Genomic DNA, 22,208 nt, shown 5'->3' with positions numbered 1-22,208 from the left:
ATATATTCTTAACGTTTTCGACAATTGTTAATATATTTCTTAATTTCGCGTCGCTATGAAATTATACCCAATAAATGCCGGAAATTTTAAGCTCGATGGTGGTGCCATGTTTGGCGTAGTACCAAAATCGTTATGGCAACGCAGCAATCCTGCCGATGCTAATAACATGATCGATTTAACCGCACGCTGCTTACTTATTGAAGATGGTAACCGCCTTATTTTAATAGACAATGGCATGGGCGACAAACAATCGAGCAAATTTTTTGGCTACTATTACCCATGGGGCAATGATTCTTTAGAGAACTCGCTTAAACAACAGGGTTTTCAGGCTGATGATGTTACCGATGTGTTTTTAACCCATTTGCATTTTGACCACTGTGGCGGAAGCATAACATGGAATAGCGACAAAACAGGTTACCAAACCGCTTTTAAAAACGCGCATTTTTGGAGCAACAAAAACCATTGGCAATGGGCAACACAACCCAACAAACGCGAAAAAGCTTCGTTTTTAAAAGAAAACATTCTGCCTATTGAAGAAAGCGGACAATTAAAATTTACCAACCTGCCAAAAACCGATTTACTTAAAAACTCAGCACTTGGCTTCGATATATTTTTTGCTAACGGGCACACCGAAAAACAAATGATTCCCATAATTAATTACAACGGAAAAACCATTTGCTTTATGGCCGATTTGCTGCCAACCGTTGGGCATTTGCCCTTGCCTTATGTTATGGGTTACGATACCAGACCACTTTTAACTTTAGATGAAAAAGAAAAATTTCTTAATCTTGCAGCCAATAATAATTACTACCTGTTTTTAGAACACGATGCCCATAACGAAATTATTACCGTACAACACACCGAAAAAGGCGTTAGATTAAAACACATATACAAAACAAACGAGATATTTAATTAAAACTATTTACACACACAAAAAATGAACGCAACAAAATCATTCCTACTATCGGCTATTGCAGCCTCAATACTTTACGGCTGCGGGAGTACAGCAAGCATCATATCTACACCAATTGAAAACATAGATGCCATTCCTTTAAAAGTTTCAGATTTAACCGAAACCGAAAAACAAAATTGGGGGCATTTAGATTTAGCAAAAGACACCATTCCGGGGATGAGCGTCGATAAAGCTTACGCTGAAATCATTAAAAACAAAAAAGGAAAAAAAGTAATTGTAGCCGTTATAGATTCTGGAATAGACATAGATCACGAAGATTTGAATGCCAACATTTGGACCAACAAAAAAGAAATTCCGAATAACGGAAAAGATGACGACAACAACGGTTATATTGACGATGTACATGGCTGGAACTTTTTAGGCGATGCCTACGACGAGCAATTGGAATACGTTCGCTTAATTGCCAGCGGAGACACTTCTAACCCACGTTACAACGAAGCCGTAGCATTGCTTGAAAAAGAAACCAACAAATACCTTGAAAGAAAAGCAAGATACGACCAAATTGCACAAGCCGTAAATAATGCCGATGAAGCTTTAACCAAACACCTTGGAAAAAACAAATATACTATTGAAGAGGTAAAGGCCATAAAAACCGAAGACCAAAATTTATTGCAAGCTATACAAATAGCAAAAGGCATGCATGCAAATGGCTTGTCTATACCCGAGGCCAAAAAAGAAATAAACGCCGACCTAGAGAGCATAAACGAGCGCCTAAACTACCACTTTAACAAAGACTTTTCAGGAAGAACCACAGGCGATGATATTAACGATTTATCTGATGTGGGCTATGGCAACGGCAACGTAAAACCTGTAAAAAAATCTGAATCCCACGGTACTCACGTGGCCGGAATTATTGCCGCGGTGCGCAACAACGGCAAAGGCGCCAATGGGGTTGCCAACAACGTAGAGATTATGTCTATTAGAGCGGTACCAAACGGCGACGAGTACGATAAAGACGTAGCACTAGCCATTCGATACGCTGTTGATAATGGTGCAAAAATAATTAACGGTAGTTTTGGTAAATCTTTCTCGCCTTACGCGCATTGGGTTAGAGATGCCATAAAATATGCTTCGGATAACGATGTGGTATTTGTACATGCCGCTGGAAACTCTGCTGAAGATATTGATGTAGCCCCTAACTTTCCAGACGACAATGTAGATTTTGTTGAAGTCTCTAACACTTATATTCGAGTAGGTTCGTTAACATCAAAATATGGCTCGCGCATGGTTTCTAGTTTTTCAAATTACGGAAAAAAGAATGTAGATGTTTTTGCGCCAGGATCTGCGATTTATTCTGCTTTTCCGGAAAACGAATACAAAAGCATTAGCGGAACCTCTATGGCTGCTCCTGCCGTTGCTGGTGTTGCGGCCTTAATTCGTTCGTATTACCCAAAGTTAAGTGCTGCACAAGTAAAACAAATTATTTTAGATTCGGGTCTTGCAGTTAAAACCAAAGTAATTGTTGGTGGCGATACCAATAACGTTAAGCCTTTTGCAGATTTATCAAAATCATCAAAAATAGCTAATGCATACAACGCTTTAATTATGGCATCAAAAATTTAAAACCCAAGAAGTTATTCATTAAAGAAGAAAAGTTTTAAATATCAACTCTGGTATCACTCCTAAAGCTTCGGGAGTGATACTGCTTTTTAAAATTTCTATTTTAATGGTGTTCAAGTTAGAACTTAAAAAATGTATTTTATCTAAAAAACAATCCACAATGAAAAGATTCATGTTTTCCTTTTTCAGTTTCTTGCTTATAGTATCATGCAATAGCCCAAAAAATGTGCCGGTTGCTCAGGCTCCAACCCAGCCATCATTCCTATCAACACAAAAATCTGGGTATTGGCAACAGCATGTAGATTATAAAATGGAGATTGATATGGATGTAAACACCTATCAATACAAAGGAAAACAAGAGTTGGCATATACCAATAATTCGCCCGATGTTTTGCACCGCGTATATTATCATTTATACTTTAATGCCTTTCAACCCGGAAGCGAAATGGATGTACGCTCCAGGACCATTGCAGATCCAGACAGACGTGTAGGCGACAGAATTAGCAAGTTAAAGCCCAACGAAATTGGTTACATAAAAGTAAATTCGTTAAAACAAAACGGTGTAAATATTAAACATGAAACTGTTGGCACGGTATTAGAAGTAGATTTAGCAGAGCCCATCCAGCCAGGTGAGAAGGTAACCTTTAATATGGATTTTGATGCCCAGGTACCGCTTCAAATACGCCGTTCGGGAAGAAACAGTAAAGAAGGCGTGGCGTTATCTATGGCGCAATGGTACCCTAAAATGGCGGAATACGATTTTGAAGGTTGGCACGCCGACCCCTACATAGGAAGGGAGTTTCACAGCGTTTGGGGAAATTTTGATGTTAAGCTTAGCATTGATAAAAACTATATAGTTGGAGGCACCGGCTATTTGCAAAACCCAAATGAAATAGGCTATGGGTACGAAACAGGAACAGTAAATCGCCCCGACACCGATAAACTTACGTGGCATTTTAAGGCACCCAACGTACACGATTTTACATGGGCCGCAGACCCAGATTATATTCACGATGTATTACAAATGAAAAATGGTATAAAGCTCCATTTCCTTTACAAAAAAGATTTGGATGCCACCCATTTAGAAAACTGGAAAAAACTTCAGCCCAAAACAGCGGCATTAATGCACTATTTTAGTGCCCAAATTGGCCAATATCCGTACAAACAATACTCTGTAATTCAGGCAGGCGATGGCGGTATGGAATACGCCATGAGCACGCTAATAACCGGAAAAAGAAATTTTGGCAGTTTGGTTGGTGTTACCGCACACGAACTGGCACACAAATGGTTTCAGTTTTTATTGGCCACAAACGAAACAAAACACGAGTGGATAGACGAAGGTTTTACGGTTTACATTAGCAATCATGCCATGAACCAGATAATGGAAGAAGGCAAAAAAAACCCTTTAAAAAACGCTTACAACAGTTATATACGTTTAGCCAACTCTGGATTAGAACAACCCCTTACCACACATGCAGACCGGTATAAGTTTAATAGTGTTTATGGTACCCAAGCCTACAGTAAAGGCGCTGTGTTTTTAGCACAATTGGGATATGTTATTGGCGAAGAAAACTTACAAAAAACCATTAAAAAATACTTTAACGACTTTGCGTTTAAGCACCCAAAACCCTTTGATATTATAAGAACTGCCGAAAAAATATCTGGATTAGAGTTGGATTGGTATTTTATAGATTTTGCACAAACCACTAACACTATAGATTACGGTATTAAATCTGTTGAAAAAAACACCATTACCTTAGAGCGTATTGGTTTAATGCCCATGCCTTTAGATGTAACGGTAAGCTATACCGATGGTAGTACAGAGCGTTTTTATATACCATTACAGATGATGCGTGGCGAAAAACCAACCACGGGAACACTTTTAAAAGATTGGGCTTGGGCATATCCTACCTATACATTTGAAACCAAAAAAACCGTAAAAAGGGTTGAAATAGACCCTACAGGAATGATGGCTGATGTAAACAGGAGCAATAACGTAAAGTAATTTATTAACCATAAGACCAACGCTATCTAATTGTTTTACCGCCCTATAAAAATAGTTTTTCTACGGCGCAACCCATTAGGCTTTATTTTGGCAAACATTAACTTTACGGTTATTTACAAACAACTAAAGCGTATCTAAAGGGCTTTTAACGTTTTGTATTGCTGATTGTGCAACTTGGGTATAAACCAAAGTTGTATTAATATTTCTGTGGCCTAATAGCTTTTGTATAATTCTTATATCTGTACCGTTTTCTAATAAATGTGTTGCAAAACTGTGTCTTAAGGTATGCACTTTAACCGGTTTGTTAATGCGCGACTTGCTTAACGCCGTTTTTAAAATTTTCCTGATACTGCTTGCGCTATAAGAAGCCGATTTTTGTTGGCCTTCAAACAAATACACATTTGGCTTATAAGCTTTAAAGTAAAGCCGCAATAAAACCAATAAGCTTTCGGGAAGCATAACAACCCTATCTTTTTTTCCTTTGGCATTATGTATATGGACCAGCATTCTTTGGCTATCAATGTTGTTAACTTTTAAATTAACAGCTTCACTAATGCGTAAACCTAAACCGTAAATAGTTGCCAAAATGGCTTTATGCTTTATATTTTCTGTTTGCTCCAACATCAACTTAATTTCAGTCTTAGACAATATATAAGGCAAAAAATGCTCTTTTCTGGTAGGGTAGATAATTGAAAAATCTATCTGCCTTTTAAAAAGCTCTTTAAAAAACAAATTAATGGCACCTATTAACTGTTTTTGAGAGGATATGCCATATTGCTTAGATTTTATAATTTCTATTAGTGTTGCAATTACATCTCTATCTTCTAATTTTTCTAGGTTTTTAGACTCAATATTTAAAAACCGCACGAAAATGTTTAAAAAGTTTAAATACGAATCAATGGTACTCTTACTGTATCTTTTAAGTTCTAATATGGTTTTAAACGTTTCAAGTTGCGACATAACGCGTATTTATTTAGTTATGCAATAAATATACAAAAAGTGAAGAATAACTTTACATTTATATTGTATATAATGAACTTTTTTTATAAGTTTGGTTATACTAACGTTCGGCGGCATTTAGCCCTATCGGGCACATACCGCCGAACGTCCCGCGCAGCTGCGCTGCCTGCACTACGGCGTGAAAACGCCGCAGAACAGGCAGCTATACGCCATTTTGCAAAGTGAAAACGTTTCACTACTTTTCACTTTGCAAAACAGCGCATAGCTGCGCGGGACGTTACCCAACATTTGAGAAAAATTATTTTTATACTAAGCTTTATTTTCAGCACATTAATTTTTGCTCAAAACCCTGAATCTTCAACTCTGTATGAAAAAGAGTATTATGATTTACTAAACTACATTCCAAAAAATCTACAAACTGATTCAATTCATAAACTCGAAAGCCCGATTTTAAAAGGCGGCTTAAATACAATTGGGAGCCTAAAACTTTACAACGGATTTAGAGAAGATTTTAAACTATCTGATAATGACAAAAAATGGTTGGAAAATAGAATTGACCAAATCGCAACTGAATTATTTGTTGATGGAAAAAGAATTTTAATAAGTGCAGTCGGTGGTTATTCTGGTTGTCCAGATACAATGATTGAGACGTTCAGATTAAAAAATATTGAAATTATCAACTTAAAGTTTTGCCATACTTGTACTGACTCTTATCGAGACGAAAATTTCATTGAAATATTCAACAGGAAAATGTATTCTTTAATGAAAATTGAACCATCGAATGGAAAAACTAACTGATTTGATTAACGGAAAACGGAAATTAAATAAAAACGTTGGGTAACAACGTGTAAGGTTCATTGCTTAAGCGTTTTCCATCTGAAACATTATTGACTATAAATTGTTAACCCTTTTTTACTAACTTTATTACTAATAACCGCAACAAACCTTACACAAACACGTTGTGCTTAATTATGAACCAAAATCTGTGAACAACATCAAAATTCTTTTTTTTCTATTTTCAATATCGATTTTTTCTCAAAATTTGGTACAAAATCCAAGTTTTGAAAACACAAAAAGATGTTCTGAAATTATCGGAGCTTTTGACCATAATGTAATAAATTGGACTTCACCTACTTTTGGAACTACTGACCTATTTAATTCTTGTGCAAAAGGTCAAGTTGGAATTCCAAGCAACTACAATGGACTACAGCAAGCGAAAGACGGCGACAAATATGCAGGTTTTTATTTGCATTCTGACGATAATTACAGAGAATACGTGCAAGTGGAATTGTCAAATAAATTGGAAAAAGGCAAAAAATACAAGGTCGAGTTTTTCATAAGCCTCGCTGAAAACTCAGATTTTGCAATTAAAAACATTGACTACCTACTTTCCGCAAACGAATTGAACACTTCAATCTTTCGTGAAATGTCTGAAAGGCAATTGAACAAAAATAGTGTCGAAAATTTTAAAATTCACAAGATTGAAAATAACAGGTATTATGACAACAAAAGTAGTTGGACAATACTATCCAGCGAATTTACGGCACAAGGGAACGAGAAATATCTAACAATCGGAAACTTCCTTAAAAATTCCAAAACAGAGAAGTTGCTTGTTTCTAATAAAAATAGAAACAATATGTCCTATTACTACATTGACCTTGTGAGTTTACAAGATGCTAATTGGAAAGATAGTAAACCTAAAGAAATTGTGGTTGATACCAAAAAAGATGATATCACGATTGCTTTGAACAAAGATTACACATTTCAAAACGTCATCTTTGATTTTAACAGTTGGGAGCTATCGAGAGATGCAAAAATAGAAATAAACACTATTTACAATTACCTTACCCAAAACAGAAATACGAAAATCATTATTTCGGGACATACCGACAATGTTGGAGATACAGAATTTAATCAAGCTCTTTCGCAAAAACGAGCAAAATCCGTATCTGATTATTTTATAAATTTGGGTTTAACCAAAAGTAGAATATCATTTGTCGGTTACGGAAGTGAAAAGCCAATTTCAACCAACGAAACTGAAGAGGGAAGAAATAAAAACCGACGAGTTGAATTTAAAATCGTGAAAAAATAACTAAGCACAACAATGGCTATAAGTAATTGCTTGTTCTCGCCTACTTCTGAAAATCCTCGCGGATTTTCAGTTTGGTGCGTACTTGCAAAGTTAAGTGCTAAACCACGCAACTACTCATAGCCGAGACCGTTGTAAGTAATGCCGAAAAACCCAGAAACCAAGTGAATAAAACAATATTTGAAATTACCAAAATGGATTGTCCTTCAGAGGAAAATCTTATCCGAATGAAATTGGACGGAATTTCAAGCATTGCGAATTTGGACTTTGATATTCCGAATCGAAAATTGACCGTTTTTCACAGCGGAGAAATTGACCAAATCGAAAAGTCCGTTATCGAATTGAATTTAGGTGGAAAAAAAATCTCAACGGAACAAACCGACCAAACGGAATTTAAAGAAAACGAAAATCAGAAAAAACTACTTTGGTCTGTACTTGCCATAAATTTTGCTTTTTTCATTATTGAAATGACAACAGGAATTATCTCAAAATCTATAGGACTTGTTGCCGATAGTTTAGATATGCTTGCGGACAGTTTTGTGTACGGAATTAGTTTGTTTGCGGTTGGCGGAACAGTAATAAAGAAAAAACGAATTGCCAAACTTGCTGGATATTTTCAAATAATACTTGCGATTATTGGATTTGTAGAAGTCTTGAGAAGATTTTTCGGAAACGAGAAACTTCCCGATTTTTCAACAATGATTATCGTTTCGATTTTTGCACTTATTGCAAACGGAATTTGTCTTTATATTTTGCAAAAGTCAAAGAGCAAAGAAGAAGCACATATGAAAGCGAGTATGATTTTCACTTCGAATGACGTGATTATCAATTTGGGAGTAATTATTGCAGGAATTTTAGTGCATTATTTGAGTTCTAATAAACCTGATTTGATTATCGGAACAATTGTTTTTGCATTGGTAATTCAAGGAGCATTTCGGATTTTGAAATTAAGTAAGTGAACTAAAAAAGCACTACTTACAACAACGTGTATAATTAATGGCTGGTTCTCGCCTACTTACGAAAATCCTCGCGGATTTTCTATTCGGTTTTTATTTGCTAAATTAGGTGCTTAAACACGCCACTAATCATACACAAAACCGTTACATACAATGGCTCGGAATGAAAAGCAGAACGGACAAATAATCTTTCTGACTGGTTGAAAAACTTGAGAAAAAAAAATAACTGACTTAAAATGCAAGCTGCGAAATTGAAAAAACATCACACGGAATGAAAAGCACAACGCTGAAAAAAATTGAATAAACAATATCCTTCAAAAAAATAAAAAGCGAATTTAAAAATTAAGCGGAATTAAGGTCGAATCAAAAATTTGAAATAAACGAAAAAGAAATATAAGATTTCTGTATCTGCCGTAAATAAAAAGATAACTGAATAAAAAACAATAAGCGGAAAAAAATCAGAGTGGAAAAAATTATTTGGACGGCTTAGCACAGAGCGTTCCAAGCAAAGTGTGTCGCCACAGTATGTAACAACGGCTATAATTCATTGCGGCGGAATTTTCTACCGAAAATTCCACGCTTTTTTCTATCTTTGAGCTACAACGGAATAATTCCTGCGTATTTTTCCGCAACGAAATCATAGCCAAAGCCGTTATCTGCAATGTAAAAAAACTAAAAGGCGTAGTTAAAGAAATGAACGAAACACAAAACAAAACCGCAGAAAGCATACAACAGCTTTTCAAAAATTCAGAGAATGTTCGAATTCCAGCTTATCAACGTGCGTTTAGTTGGGGAGATAAACAATGTTCTCAATTTCTGGAAGACCTTATAGAACAAAAAGGGAAAAAATATTATTTGGGACAAATCCTTTTTGAAAAAGATGGGAACACTCTTTTTATAATTGACGGACAACAAAGACTTACAACAACAATTCTGTTTCTTTCAGCACTTGCCAAAATCAAAATCCTAAAAGGAGAAAATGTTGAACAAATAAGACAAACTTATTTGACAGATGTTTTCAAAACTATTGATGACGACCAAGTAATTTTTAAAAAGGTTACTCAAAAGCATTTAATTTCTGCCATTGACGACACAGAAACCATTTCTCAAAAACGAATTATAGAAGCCTTTAATTTCTTTGAAACAGAGTTGTCTAAACTAGAAAAAGAAAATCTAGACTTAATTCAACAAACATTAGAAAATGCGGTAATTAGCACTTTTTATATTTCTAATAAGGTTGAAGCAACGCAAGTTTTTGAATACCAAAATAATCGGGGAAAAGAACTTTCAAGATTTGAAGTTATCAAGGCATACTTAATGCACCAGATTTACATTCAAAGTTCAGACAATAATCAAGCGAATAATGACATTGCAGAAATTCAAAGCATAATTTCAAAAACGTACAGATACATTGAAGCAGTTGAAGGCTATTTCACAGAAAACGAGCTTTTAGATAATTATTGCAATTTGTTTTTCAACATTGGCGGTAACATTGAAGCCATAAAAGAAAAGCTTAACAAATTAGAGAATAAATCTCAATGGATTAAATTGTTTTTTGAAAACTTTGTTGAATTAACGCATAGTGCAAAAAGTATTGTGAGCAACAAAAACCAATCAAATATTACGAATCTATTTTTTGTAGGTAACGAAGCAAATTGGAAATTGGTTTTATTGACACTTTTTTACAAAGGCGAAGTATCAGGTGATAGCTTCAAGAAAATTTTAAAATTATTAGAAGTTCTGTGTTTCAAACTTAAACTTGGCGACTACCGAACAGATTATTTGCCAAACTTCGCAAAAAGATATTTTAACCCAAAAGACATTTATAATATTGACAATTTATATCAAGATATTAAAAGTGTAACTGAAACTGGCTTTAAATGGTATTGGAATGACGGAGAAAGATTTAGAAATATTATCCCAAACTACTTTGACAATGAAAAATGGCATTACAATCGTAATACAATCAAGTTTGTTTTGTGGCAATACGAAAACAGTTTAAGAATTAAAAATCGTTCAGGTGCGTTATTGGACAAGGATCTTTATAATAGTTACACAATTGAACATATAACACCGCAAAACCCAGCAGACATAGAATATACGGAAGAATTTAGAAAGAACTTTTTACAACTTGCAGGTAATTTAGCACTATTGACACAAAGTCAAAACAGCAAATTTGGAAACAAGTCGTTTGAGAAAAAAAGCGAATTATTCCAAGATACTGCACTTTCAAGTTACACGGAGATTAGGGAAAAAACTCAATGGACGGAAACCGAAATTACAGAAAGACATAATCGAATTTCAGAGTTTGTGAAAACGTACTTTAAAATTGAAAATGAACAGTAACGAAAGGAAACAAAACAGATAACAATGTATATAAAAAATAGGCGAATTAGTGCTAAATTAAAGGTTTTTGGCTCGTATCAAACTTAGTGCATATCAAAATATTTTGAGCTTCGAAATCGCCTACTTTCCATATACTAACCGTTGGGCATAATATTGACAAACATAACGCAAGAATGAATTTACAAGAATTTAAGATTTGGTTAGACGAGGAAAATGGAAGTGACTTCAGAACTATACAAAGTCGAATTTCAAACTGTAGAACAGTAGAAAATTATGAAGGAGATTTAGACGAACATTATGCAAAAGACAACGGAATTTCACTTTTAGAAAGGTTAAGCTATTCGACAGAAGACCAAAGAAACGGATTAGAACCTAAACATAAGATTCCAATAAATGGAGATGTAAGAACAGGTTCAGCAACTTTAAAACAAGCTGCGAAATTATATATGACTTACAAAAGTTCAAACTTTGAACCAAGTGAGACTTCTTCTAAATCTTTTGACATCAAACAATCACTTGAGGAAGAAATTGACAATATCGAAACTTGGACAAATTTTAGTTACGAAAAGGATTTAAAGAACTCAATGGTTTCTCAAATCAATGAATTGTTTCCTGAATATAAAATCATCGGAGAAAACAATGAGGGCGTTGAATATCTAATTGGCGGAAAAAGAATTGACTTACTTCTTGAAAAACATAATGGAGATTTATTAGTAATCGAACTAAAATCAGGAATAGCTAATTATAAAGTTTTTGGTCAAATTTCAATGTATATTGGCTTATTAATGAACAAATTTCCAGAAAGAGAAATCAAAGGCTTTATTATAGCTGGAGAAATGGATGAGAGTTTAAGAAATGCTATTAAGACAACTGACAGAATTGGACTGAAAACTTATAAAATGAAATTGGAATTAAACGATAATTAAAAAAATACTATGCCCAACACTGGCTATAGTTCATTGCTTCTGACTTTCCTCTCGGAAAGTCCTCGCAAATTTGCTATCTTCGGTTTACGGCGGAAAATCCTCGCGGATTTTCACGCAACGAAACCATAGCCAAACCGTTAGCACCAATATAAACCAACCATCAACTAATGAACGAAAATTTAGAAAAAGAGTATACTTTATCAAGTAGAAAAAGACGAATAGCAGCATTTTTAATTGACCATTTTACATTTACTTTCCTGATAGTAGGAATTGTATTCTTATCACTTGGAACAGATTTTATGGACGAAAATAATTTCAGCAATCTAACAAGTAAAATGTTGCCAACAATGTTAATTGGGTTTCTCATATACTTTGCTAAAGATTCAATAAAAGGTATTAGTCCAGGAAAATGGGTTATGGGAATTATGGTTAGAGATGAAAACAATCCGAATGAAGTTCCTTCAATAGGCAAATTAATTATTCGAAATCTATTTCTAATAATTTGGCCAATAGAATTTATAGTTCTTGCTTCAAGTCAAGAGAAAAAAAGACTTGGAGATAAAACTGCAAAAGCAATTGTGGTAAAGAATCCTAACAAGCCGACAAAACTTCCGAGAGTTTTAGCATTGGTTGGAATTGGAATTGCCTTTTTCGCATTTACATTCTTATTTGCTGGTTCAGCGATGAAAAATTCAGATGCTTACAAAGTTGCTATTTCAGAAATTGAACAAAATGAAGAAATCATATCAGAAATTGGCGGAATAAAGGATTATGGAATGATGCCTACAGGTAGTGTCAATATTTCAAATGGATATGGAGAAGCTCAATTGAGCATAAAAGTTATCGGAAATGAAAAGGATTTAAATGTTGGAGTTTACCTGACAAAAGAACCGAATGGTGAGTGGAAACTAATAGAACTGAATAAATAAAATACTGGTGCTAACAATGGCTATAAGTAATTGCTTGTTCTCGCCTACTTCTGAAAATCCTCGCGGATTTTCAGTTTGGTGTGTACTTGCAAAGTTAAGTGCTAAACCACGCAACTACTCATAGCCGAGACCGTTGTGTGCAATTAAAAAAAAGCTAAATAAAAAATGACAAAACTTTTTCTTTCTTCATCATTTGTAGATGTTTCTGAATTTTTGGAATCATTTATTGGAGAAAAATTAGAAAACAAGAAAATAACATTTATCCCAACAGCTAGTATTCCTGAAGAATATAAAGCTTATGTTGAGAATGACAGAAAAGCATTTGAAAAACTAGGACTTATAATTGAAATACTAGACATTTCTAATGTTGCAAAAAATCAAATTGAAGAAATAATCAGAAAAAACGATTTCATCTATGTTTCAGGAGGAAACACGTTTTATCTGCTTCAAGAATTAAAAATATCTGGGACTGACAAAATCATTATTGAAGAAATAAAAAAAGGAAAACCGTACATTGGAGCTTCGGCTGGTTCGATAATCTTGTCAAGAAACATAAAATATGTTGAGAAAATGGACGACAAAACAAAAGCTAAAAATCTAACTGATTACAATGCTTTGAACGTTGTGAATTTTTACCCTTTGCCACATCACACGAACGAACCCTTTAAAAAATCGGTCGAAGAAATTATAGTTGATTACAAAGATAAAATTGATTTGCTTCCAATAAGCAACACGGAAGTAATTCAAGTATGCGGAGAAGAAATAAAAATAGTTGGAACAAAATAAAAACTGCACACAACACGGGCTATAAGTAATGCGGGTTAAAGTGCAATGCCGAAATTTTCATTTGTCAAGTCGCTCACAGTTAGTATATTTATGACTGAAAATTTACAAAATATAAAAACGGTTCGCTCTGTTCCGTGCACGATTTGAAACTTGCAGCTTTCAAATCCCGCACTACTCATAGCCGAGACCGTTAGCAGCAAGTAAGACAGAAATTCCGGCAAATTTGAATAATCAACAAAAATGAATTTTGATAAAACTGAAATTTTAAAGAATATTTGCTACACTGAATTAGTTTACGGTCGAATAAATAAAAAACTGAAAAGCAACTTTTCAAACGTCAAAATTGAGAAATTGATTTTTAAGACAATCGAAGAAACGGAAATTACCAACTTTGAAAAAATCGGGAAGAATTTTTACATTTCAAATTTGGAAAAAAACATAAAAATCACTGTAAACTCTAACACATTCAGAATTATAACAGTCGACAAAATAAAAAAATGAGAAACGGATTTAAAATCATTGGAATTACCACTCGAACTACAAATAAAGACAATAAATCACAAAAAGATTTAGAACAACTTTGGGGACGATTTTACTCTGAAAATGTTTTAGAAAAAGTATCAAATAAAATTTCAAACGAAATAATTTCAATTTACACGGATTACAAAAACGATTATACAGAAGATTACACAACAATAATTGGAATTCCAGTTTCAACGCTTAACGAAATACCAAACGGGCTTATTGGACGTGAGTTTCCATCCGAAAATTTTGAAAAATTTGTGGCTAAAGGAGAAATGCCAAATGCAGTTGTGGAGACTTGGATTGACATCTGGCAAAAAGATAAAGAACTGAATAGAAAATACACGTATGATTTTGAGGTTTATGGAGAAAATTCTCAAAAAGGAGAAAATTCAGAAGTTGAAATTTATATAGCGGTAGAATAAAAATACCTGCTGCTAACACGGGCTATAAGTAATGCGGACCGAAGTGCTAAACCGAAATTTTCGTTTGTCAAGTCGCTCACAGTTAGTATATTTATGATAGATAATTTACAAAATATAAAAACGGTTCGCTCTGTTCCGTGCCGATTTGAAACTTGCAGCTTTCAAATCCCGCACTACTCATAGCCGAGACCGTTCGGCGGCATTTAGCCCTATCGGGCACATACCGCCGAACGTCCCGCGCAGCTGCGCTGCCTGCACTACGGCGTGAAAACGCCGCAGAACAGGCAGCTATACGCCATTTTGCAAAGTGAAAACGTTTCACTACTTTTCACTTTGCAAAACAGCGCATAGCTGCGCGGGACGTTGTGAGCAAGCTGAGAAATGAAAATAGAGAAAGCAATTATTAAAGATGCAAAAGATTTAACTGAATTAACTATTCGGTCAAAGTCTTATTGGGATTATAGTGCAGAACAAATTGAAGAATGGAGAAAGGATTTAACTATATCTGAATCATACATTCTTGAAAATGAAGTTTACAAATTGACCGAGGATAACAATATAATTGGATATTATTCTTTCTTTAAAAGCAACGATACAGACGTAAAATTAGAGAACTTGTTTGTTGACCCTAAATTCATTGGATGTGGAATTGGAAAAACACTAATGACTGATTTTCTGCAACGAATTCGAAAAACAAAGTTTGAAAGAATCATTTTAGACTCTGACCCGAATGCCGAAAAATTTTATGAAAAGATTGGATTTAAAATAATTGGAAAGTTAGAGACTTCAATCGAGAATAGATTTTTACCAATAATGGAAATGAAAATAAAGCCAGCTCACAACATTGTATAAGCAAAATGCGGGCGAAAGTGCTAAAATTAAACGAATTGAATTTTAACAAACATTTCGGTAAAGTTGAAAGTGTCGGCTTCGTAATCCCGCACTTCGCTTATACTTCACCGTTGGCTGTCATTGTAGAAAAACCGTTACCAAAAGAATAACCACATAAGAAATAGAAAAAAATTAATGCAAAAATATTCAGTAAACCAACATCTGATAGAAACGATTTTAGCTTGGGTAAATTCAGGCGAAATTGCAATCCCAGAAATTCAAAGACCATTTGTTTGGAACAATTCAAAAGTTCGTGATTTAATGGACAGTCTTTATCAAGGCTATCCAGTCGGTTACATTATTGCGTGGCGAAATCCAAATGTAAAACTCAAAGACGGAAGTTTAAGCGAAGGAAAAAAGGTGCTTATTGATGGACAACAACGTGTTACAGCTCTTACTGCTGCAATTCTTGGTCAATACGTTATCAATAAAACGTATCAAAGAGTAAAAATAAAAATTGCCTTCAATCCTATTGAAGAACGTTTTGAAGTTCAAAACCCCGCAATTTTAAAAGACAAAACTTGGCTTCACGATATTACAGATGCATTTTCGGGCAAAATTAGTTTGCTAAAATTAGTTCGTGATTATTCTGCATTAAATCCCGAAATTGATGAAGATTTAATTGAAAAATCATTTTCTCAACTCATCGGAATTGTTAAAAAACCAATCGGAATGATTGAATTGACTTCCGATTTGGACATTGAAACGGTTACAGAAATCTTTATTCGTATCAATTCAAAAGGTGTCGTTTTAAGTCAAGCCGATTTTGCAATGAGCAAAATTGCAGCCGATACAGAAAATGGCGGTAACGATTTAAGGAAAGCAATTGATTATTTTTGTCATCTAACCATAGCACCCGACTTTTATAAGCATATTGTAGATAATGACAAGGAATTTGCAAAGTCAAATTACTTTCAAAAAATGCAATGGCTAAAAACTGAAAACGAAGACCTTTACGACCCTGATTATACAGATTTAATTCGTGTTGCGTTCACTTCGCAATTTAACAGAGGACGACTTTCAGACTTGGTTAGCTTACTTTCGGGTAGAAATTTTGAAACAAGAACTTATGAGGCAGAAATCGCTCAAAAATCTTTTGAAACCCTAAAAATTGGCGTAGAAAATTTCATCAATGAAACCAATTTCAAAAGGTTTTTAATGATAATTAAATCGGCAGGATTTATTTCACCAAAACTTATTCGTTCTAAAAATGCAATAAATTTTGCGTACATCATTTACTTAAAGTTAAAAGACCTTGGAGTAAATTCGGTTGATATTGAAACTTATGTCAGACGTTGGTTTGTATATTCCATTCTTACAGGAAGATACTCAGGTTCACCAGAAAGTACTTTTGACTTTGACATTAAACAAATTTCAAAGAAACCTTTCAATGAAATTTTAGAAGAACGCGAAGAAGCGGAACTTTCGGACGCTTATTGGAACGCTTCACTTCCACAAAGTTTAGACACATCAGTTGCGAGCAGTCCATATTTTCACGTTTTTCTTTCTTCACAAGTTAAAGCGAACGACAGAGGATTTTTATCAAAAGACGTCTTGATTGGCGACCTTATTTCACTTCGTGGAGACATTCATCATCTTTTCCCAAAAGATTATTTAAAGAAAAATGGACTTGATAGAGGAAAATATAACCAAATTGCCAACTACGTTTATATGCAATCGGAAATCAACATAAAAGTTGGAAACAAACCACCGAAGGAATATTTTGACTTGATAAAAACACAAATGATTGATGACAATAAACAAGTAAGCGGAATATCAACTGAACAAGAACTTTTAGACAACTTAAAACAAAACTGCGTTCCAAAGGAAATTATGGAAATGACAATAGACGATTATCAAGACTTTTTAATGCAACGTAGAAAGTTAATGGCAAATAAAATGAGAGATTATTATTTTGGACTCTAAAAAACAAACAACGAACAGCCAACAACGGCTATAAGCAATTGGGGCGAAAGTGATAAAACGAAAGTATAAACATAAAACAAAGGTCTGTGCTAAACAGAAAAGTTAGGGCTTTAAATCCCCAACTGCTCATAGCCCAACCGTTCGGCGGCATTTAGCCCTATCGGGCACATACCGCCGAACGTCCCGCGCAGCTGCGCTGCCTGCACTACGGCGTGAAAACGCCGCAGAACAGGCAGCTATGCGCTGTTTTGCAAAGTGAAAACGTTTCACTACTTTTCACTTTGCAAAACAGCGCATAGCTGCGCGGGACGTTGGCGGTAATTTGAAGAAACAATTAACAACGAAAAACATTCAAGAAAATGAAGCTATAAGTAACTGTAAGATAGAATAAGAATTGAAATATCCTTTAATACGCAAAGTAGAAAGGGCGATTGTTAATATTAAAAAATTAGAAAATGACACAGTTACAAATGATTGACAAAACAAAGTCAATAGCTCAAAATGATAAAAATATTTCTGCCGTATTTATGTACGGGTCATTTACCAAAAATGAAGGGGACAAATATTCAGATATTGAATTCTACATCTTCTTGAAGGATAAAGAAAATTTTTCCGCTGAAAATTGGGTAAGCCAAATTCATCCTTTGGCATTATATTTTATCAACGAGTATGGAAGTGAAGTTGCCATTTTTGAAAATATGATAAGGGGGGAGTTTCATTTTTTGACAAACGACCAAATGGAAGTTATCAAATCGTGGGACGGTTTGGTAGAGTTTAGCGACTTTGACAAGATGATTTTAGTAGATAAAGAAGATTTATTGACTAACACGCTCAAAGAAATAAAAACTAAAGTACCTGATCGAACAACAAATGAAAATATCCTGTGGTTGAGCCAATCATTGTTGAATGTTTTACTTACAACAAGCAACTTAATTAAACGACAGGAATTTGCTCACGCTTACCAAAGCTTATCAAATGTTCAAAAATATTTACTTTGGTTAATAAGAATTGAAACATACCAAACCAAACATTGGGAAAGTCCAACAAAAAGCTTGGAAAAAGACATAGACCCAGATTGGTATTCGTTATTTCAGCAGACAACATCAGAATTAGATCCGACAGATATTAAAACAGCTTTCAAGAAGACATTAACATTGACTGAAAAACTTTTTGATAATCTTGGAGTTGAAGCAAAATTAAAGGGGGTATTAAGGAGAATTGAATAAAAAAAACTACCGCCAACATTGTATAAGCGTAATGCGGGCTGAACTGCTAAATTTGAGCATTTTTGCTCCTAAGAAACTTTGTGGTGGGCGGACAGTGAATTGCTCCGAAATCCCGCACTACGCTTATACTTGACCGTTGTAAGTAATGCGAAAATCGTGCAAAAATTGAACATTTGAACTAAAAAAGCCAACGCTCAAACAGCACATTTATTTTTTTTGCCAATGCGAAAAGCCAACGCTGAAAAAAATAAAAGAGCTGTTTCTTGCCAACGCTCGGAATAATATTAAATTTGAGAAAAAAGATTAAAATTTTATGAGCTTATTTCAGAACTCTGTTCTAAACAAATATTTAAAAGGATTGGAGTCCGAAAAAGTCAATCAAGCTTACGAGCGATTTACAAACCATTTCCATAATCCGACCATTCAAGAAAACATACGAAATTCCAAAGAGGAACAATATCAAGGCGAATTTTTGATTGACCTTTTTGTGAATGTTTTGGGCTACACGAAAAACCCAACGCCTAACTTTAATCTGACCACAGAATTAAAAAACATTAAAGGTTCTAAAAAAACAGATGGAGCAATTCTAAAAGGCGAAAAAGCACTTGCAGTAATTGAATTAAAAGGAACAAATACAACTGATTTAAGCAAAGTAGAAACCCAAGCATTTGGATATAAAAACAACCAACCAGGTTGTAATTATGTCATTACTTCAAACTTTGAGAAGTTGCGTTTTTACATTGACAACGCAGTTGACTTTGAGGAATTTAATTTATTTCAGCTTTCAAAAGAACGTTTTGACATTCTTTGGCTTTGCCTTTCATCAGAATATCTTTTAAAAGACATTCCGAAAAAGATTAAAGACGAATCTTTAACGCAGGAAGAAAACGTAACCAAAAAATTATACAAAGATTACGCCTCATTTAGAAACGAGATTTTTGATGCCATTCAAAAAGAAAATCCTGAATACGATAAGTTAACGTTATTCAAGAAAACGCAGAAATTACTCGACCGTTTTCTATTTATCTTTTTTGCAGAAGATAGATTATTACTTCCACCAAATTCAATTCGTTCTATAGTAAACCAGTGGACTGATTTACGTGATAAATATGACGAGTATTTCCCTTTGTACGACCGATTTAAAAAATATTTCGGTTATATGAACACAGGACACAAAGGACAACAACACGATATTTTTGCCTACAATGGTGGACTTTTTGCGCCAGACGATATTTTAGACAACATCAAAATCAATGACGATTTACTGCATAAACACACGATAAATTTAAGTAACTACGATTTTGAAAGTGAAGTAAGCGTAAACATACTTGGGCACATCTTTGAACATTCGTTAAACGACATTGACGAAATTCAAGCAGAAATACAAGGAGTTAAAACCGAACAAAGCAAAACCAAGCGTAAAAAAGACGGTGTTTTTTACACACCAAAATATATTACCAAATACATTGTAGATAATACAGTTGGCAAACTTTGCGAGGAAAAGAAAATCGAACTCGATATTCAAGAATCTGAATACGAAAAAGAACGTAAGGGAAGACAAAAAGCGACCTTAAAAAAGCTAACTCAAAAATTAGATGATTACAGAAAATGGTTATTGCAAATTACCATTTGCGACCCAGCTTGTGGTAGTGGTGCTTTTTTAAACCAAGCGTTGGAATTTTTAATTGCGGAACATCAATACATTGACGAGTTACAAGCCAAATTGTTTGGAGATGCAATGGTATTGAGCGAAGTGGAAAACGCAATTTTAGAAAATAATATTTATGGTGTAGATATTAACGAGGAAAGCGTTGAAATCGCTAAACTCTCGCTTTGGTTAAGAACTGCACAAAAAGGCAGAAAACTAACTTCTTTAAACAACAATATAAAATGTGGTAACAGTTTAATTGACGACACAAATGTTGCAGGAGGTAAGGCTTTTAATTGGCAAAACGAATTTCCAGAAGTTTTTGCAAAAGGTGGTTTTGATGTAATTATTGGAAATCCACCTTATGTTTTCACTAGAGGCAATGAACATTTCCAAAACTTCAATGATTATATATGGACAAATTACAATCATAATAGCGGAAAAATTAATCTATATAGTGTCTTTTTAGAACTATCCACAGACAAACTTTTAAAGGCCAATGGCTTTCTAGGTTTTATTACACCAGAAACATTTATTAGAACCAGTACTTATGGCGAAATCAGGAGATACCTTATAAACCAATTACTTATTCAAAGTATCAGCATTTACGGAATTGGAGTATTTGATAATGTTACAGCAGAAACAATAACATTAATCGTAAGAAAAAGATTTGATACGCAAAATATTGTAAATTTCTACAAGCATCAAAGCATTCAAATTTTTGAAAAATATTCAGAAAATCAAGATGGTTTTAACGAAACACCTGAAAATAGATTTCTCTATGGAAGTTCAAATTTGGATAGGAACATATTTAAGAAAATGCGTAAAAACAATCCGCTTTTAGGAAGTTTTATAGACGTAAGAAATGGTATTGCAACAAAATCGGGTAAAAACAATTACATCTCTAATCAGAAATTAACAGAGAATTACAAAAAATTATTAGAAGCACCTGACTTATTCAGATATGGATTTATTTGGCCAAATGCTTATATTAATTATGACAAAGAAGTATTACATCGTCCAAGGAAAGAAGAAACATTTCTTTCTGATAAAATATTAATACAGAGAGTTTCTTCTAGGTTAATTTGTTCATTTGATGATGAGAAATATTACACGTTTAATTCAGTAAACAATCTTGTTCTTAAGGAAGATAACTACAATTTAAAATTTTTATTAGGCATTCTTAATTCAAGACTTATTGACCACTTTTATAGGAGAAATTATTCACTTGATGCTAGTTATACAATTACTGTAACAAAAACTAATCTTGACTCTATTCCTGTTCCAAAATGGAAAAACTCTGATATTCAGCAGAAAATTATTTCAAATGTTGATTTCATTATCAAAGAAAACAAGAATATAGTTCAACGTAGTTTGTCTTTCCAAAAGCTTCTGAAAAATAAATATTCACTTGAAAAGCTTTCGAAAAAAGTACAAAGTTGGTATCAATATGACTTTGGTACACTTTTGAAAGAACTTAAAAAGTATAAAATTCAGTTAAGCCTAAAGGAAGAAGCTGAATGGATGGAATATTTCACTAATGAACAAGCAGAAATTAGAGCATTAATAAGTGAAATTGAAAATAGAGACAATGAAATTGATAAAAACGTTTATGAATTATACGGATTGACAGAAGAAGAAATAAACATTGTGGAAGAAGCCACCGCATAAGCCATACACATTTGCAATTCGCTCAAGCCAACGCTACACCAAAAATTGCAAAAGAGTATGTCTTGCCAACGCTCACATTTAAACTAAATAAGAAACTTCTGAAAACCAAACTGAATAAAAAAAGCACTACTTACAACAACGTATATAAAAAATAGCGGTTTAAGTGCTTAAACAAAAGAAAATTAATAAATTAGAGGTCAGTAATAATCCGAAAAGTTAGTGCATTTCAATCCGCTACTTTTCATATACAAGACCGTTCGGCGGCATTTAGCCCTATCGGGCACATACCGCCGAACGTCCCGCGCAGCTGCGCTGCCTGCACTACGGCGTGAAAACGCCGCAGAACAGGCAGCTATACGCCATTTTGCA

Annotated in this window: 17 protein-coding genes; 16 read left to right on the top strand and 1 reads right to left on the bottom strand. The window is 34.1% G+C overall.

Annotated elements, in window-relative coordinates; genetic code table 11:
* Positions 1-55: 55 nt before the first annotated feature.
* From ACFSQS_RS10785 to ACFSQS_RS10775, 3 genes are all read left to right on the top strand, one after another.
* Positions 56-916, top strand: coding sequence for an MBL fold metallo-hydrolase (locus tag ACFSQS_RS10785; protein ID WP_388018367.1), 861 nt, complete (start codon positions 56-58; stop codon positions 914-916).
* 21 nt (positions 917-937) lie between these two features.
* Positions 938-2,536 carry a S8 family peptidase gene (locus ACFSQS_RS10780; RefSeq protein WP_388018364.1) on the top strand — a complete coding sequence of 533 codons (1,599 nt, stop codon included), beginning with the start codon at positions 938-940 and terminating at the stop codon, positions 2,534-2,536.
* 157 nt (positions 2,537-2,693) lie between these two features.
* Entirely contained in the window at positions 2,694-4,538 is a 1,845-nt protein-coding gene (locus ACFSQS_RS10775; RefSeq protein ID WP_388018361.1) for a M1 family metallopeptidase, read from the top strand.
* Positions 4,539-4,661: 123 nt separating this feature from the next.
* On the opposite strand, the gene ACFSQS_RS10770 is transcribed toward ACFSQS_RS10775, so the two are convergent.
* On the bottom strand, positions 4,662-5,498 hold the full coding sequence (locus ACFSQS_RS10770) for a tyrosine-type recombinase/integrase (protein WP_388018358.1): 837 nt from the start codon (positions 5,496-5,498) through the stop codon (positions 4,662-4,664).
* Positions 5,499-5,786: 288 nt separating this feature from the next.
* Here ACFSQS_RS10770 and ACFSQS_RS10765 point away from each other — a divergent pair, with 288 nt between their 5' ends.
* The 13 genes from ACFSQS_RS10765 (at position 5,787) to ACFSQS_RS10705 (ending at position 21,839) form a co-directional block, all read left to right on the top strand.
* Positions 5,787-6,296: a hypothetical protein gene (locus ACFSQS_RS10765; RefSeq protein ID WP_388018355.1), complete on the top strand. Its 510-nt coding sequence runs from the start codon at positions 5,787-5,789 to the stop codon at positions 6,294-6,296.
* A gap of 187 nt (positions 6,297-6,483) precedes the next feature.
* Complete coding sequence (locus ACFSQS_RS10760) at positions 6,484-7,590, top strand: OmpA family protein (protein WP_388018352.1); 1,107 nt, start codon at positions 6,484-6,486, stop codon at positions 7,588-7,590.
* 161 nt (positions 7,591-7,751) lie between these two features.
* Positions 7,752-8,546 (top strand): cation transporter, encoded by a 795-nt coding sequence (locus tag ACFSQS_RS10755; RefSeq protein WP_388018349.1) that lies wholly within the window; start codon positions 7,752-7,754, stop codon positions 8,544-8,546.
* A gap of 690 nt (positions 8,547-9,236) precedes the next feature.
* On the top strand, positions 9,237-10,889 hold the full coding sequence (locus tag ACFSQS_RS10750) for a DUF262 domain-containing protein (protein WP_388018346.1): 1,653 nt from the start codon (positions 9,237-9,239) through the stop codon (positions 10,887-10,889).
* Between the two features lie 173 nt (positions 10,890-11,062).
* Positions 11,063-11,815, top strand: coding sequence for an endonuclease NucS domain-containing protein (locus ACFSQS_RS10745; RefSeq protein ID WP_388018343.1), 753 nt, complete (start codon positions 11,063-11,065; stop codon positions 11,813-11,815).
* 167 nt (positions 11,816-11,982) lie between these two features.
* Complete coding sequence (locus ACFSQS_RS10740) at positions 11,983-12,744, top strand: RDD family protein (protein WP_388018340.1); 762 nt, start codon at positions 11,983-11,985, stop codon at positions 12,742-12,744.
* A 165-nt stretch (positions 12,745-12,909) separates the two neighbouring features.
* Positions 12,910-13,530 carry a Type 1 glutamine amidotransferase-like domain-containing protein gene (locus ACFSQS_RS10735; RefSeq protein ID WP_388018337.1) on the top strand — a complete coding sequence of 207 codons (621 nt, stop codon included), beginning with the start codon at positions 12,910-12,912 and terminating at the stop codon, positions 13,528-13,530.
* Between the two features lie 240 nt (positions 13,531-13,770).
* A complete protein-coding gene (locus ACFSQS_RS10730) occupies positions 13,771-14,031 on the top strand; it encodes a DUF3781 domain-containing protein (RefSeq protein WP_388018334.1) in 261 nt (86 codons plus the stop codon).
* Positions 14,028-14,477 (top strand): GyrI-like domain-containing protein, encoded by a 450-nt coding sequence (locus ACFSQS_RS10725; protein ID WP_388018331.1) that lies wholly within the window; start codon positions 14,028-14,030, stop codon positions 14,475-14,477. The genes ACFSQS_RS10730 and ACFSQS_RS10725 overlap by 4 nt, the downstream gene beginning before the upstream one ends.
* 381 nt (positions 14,478-14,858) lie before the next feature.
* The gene (locus ACFSQS_RS10720; protein ID WP_388018328.1) at positions 14,859-15,329 is read left to right on the top strand and encodes a GNAT family N-acetyltransferase; all 471 of its coding nucleotides are present in this window, start codon (positions 14,859-14,861) and stop codon (positions 15,327-15,329) included.
* A gap of 174 nt (positions 15,330-15,503) precedes the next feature.
* Positions 15,504-17,294 carry a GmrSD restriction endonuclease domain-containing protein gene (locus tag ACFSQS_RS10715; protein ID WP_388018325.1) on the top strand — a complete coding sequence of 597 codons (1,791 nt, stop codon included), beginning with the start codon at positions 15,504-15,506 and terminating at the stop codon, positions 17,292-17,294.
* A 455-nt stretch (positions 17,295-17,749) separates the two neighbouring features.
* Positions 17,750-18,520: a lincosamide nucleotidyltransferase Lnu(I) gene (gene lnu(I) / locus ACFSQS_RS10710; RefSeq protein WP_388018322.1), complete on the top strand. Its 771-nt coding sequence runs from the start codon at positions 17,750-17,752 to the stop codon at positions 18,518-18,520.
* A 313-nt stretch (positions 18,521-18,833) separates the two neighbouring features.
* Positions 18,834-21,839, top strand: a complete 3,006-nt coding sequence (locus ACFSQS_RS10705; protein WP_388018319.1) for an Eco57I restriction-modification methylase domain-containing protein — start codon at positions 18,834-18,836, stop codon at positions 21,837-21,839.
* The last annotated feature ends 369 nt before the right edge of the window (positions 21,840-22,208 follow it).

The sequence above is a fragment of the Gelatiniphilus marinus genome (assembly GCF_042684345.1).
Lineage (GTDB): Bacteria > Bacteroidota > Bacteroidia > Flavobacteriales > Flavobacteriaceae > Gelatiniphilus > Gelatiniphilus marinus.
This window is presented reverse-complemented; position numbering and strand designations above follow the sequence as displayed.

What these genes read in the sequence shown, in the direction of transcription:
- ACFSQS_RS10785 (WP_388018367.1), top strand. Translation starts at nt 56, where the DNA reads ATGAAATTATACCCAATAAATGCCGGAAATTTTAAGCTCGATGGTGGT.
- ACFSQS_RS10780 (WP_388018364.1), top strand. Translation starts at nt 938, where the DNA reads ATGAACGCAACAAAATCATTCCTACTATCGGCTATTGCAGCCTCAATA.
- ACFSQS_RS10775 (WP_388018361.1), top strand. Translation starts at nt 2,694, where the DNA reads ATGAAAAGATTCATGTTTTCCTTTTTCAGTTTCTTGCTTATAGTATCA.
- ACFSQS_RS10770 (WP_388018358.1), bottom strand. Translation starts at nt 5,498, where the DNA reads ATGTCGCAACTTGAAACGTTTAAAACCATATTAGAACTTAAAAGATAC.
- ACFSQS_RS10750 (WP_388018346.1), top strand. Translation starts at nt 9,237, where the DNA reads ATGAACGAAACACAAAACAAAACCGCAGAAAGCATACAACAGCTTTTC.
- ACFSQS_RS10745 (WP_388018343.1), top strand. Translation starts at nt 11,063, where the DNA reads ATGAATTTACAAGAATTTAAGATTTGGTTAGACGAGGAAAATGGAAGT.
- ACFSQS_RS10740 (WP_388018340.1), top strand. Translation starts at nt 11,983, where the DNA reads ATGAACGAAAATTTAGAAAAAGAGTATACTTTATCAAGTAGAAAAAGA.
- ACFSQS_RS10735 (WP_388018337.1), top strand. Translation starts at nt 12,910, where the DNA reads ATGACAAAACTTTTTCTTTCTTCATCATTTGTAGATGTTTCTGAATTT.
- ACFSQS_RS10730 (WP_388018334.1), top strand. Translation starts at nt 13,771, where the DNA reads ATGAATTTTGATAAAACTGAAATTTTAAAGAATATTTGCTACACTGAA.
- ACFSQS_RS10725 (WP_388018331.1), top strand. Translation starts at nt 14,028, where the DNA reads ATGAGAAACGGATTTAAAATCATTGGAATTACCACTCGAACTACAAAT.
- ACFSQS_RS10720 (WP_388018328.1), top strand. Translation starts at nt 14,859, where the DNA reads ATGAAAATAGAGAAAGCAATTATTAAAGATGCAAAAGATTTAACTGAA.
- ACFSQS_RS10715 (WP_388018325.1), top strand. Translation starts at nt 15,504, where the DNA reads ATGCAAAAATATTCAGTAAACCAACATCTGATAGAAACGATTTTAGCT.
- ACFSQS_RS10705 (WP_388018319.1), top strand. Translation starts at nt 18,834, where the DNA reads ATGAGCTTATTTCAGAACTCTGTTCTAAACAAATATTTAAAAGGATTG.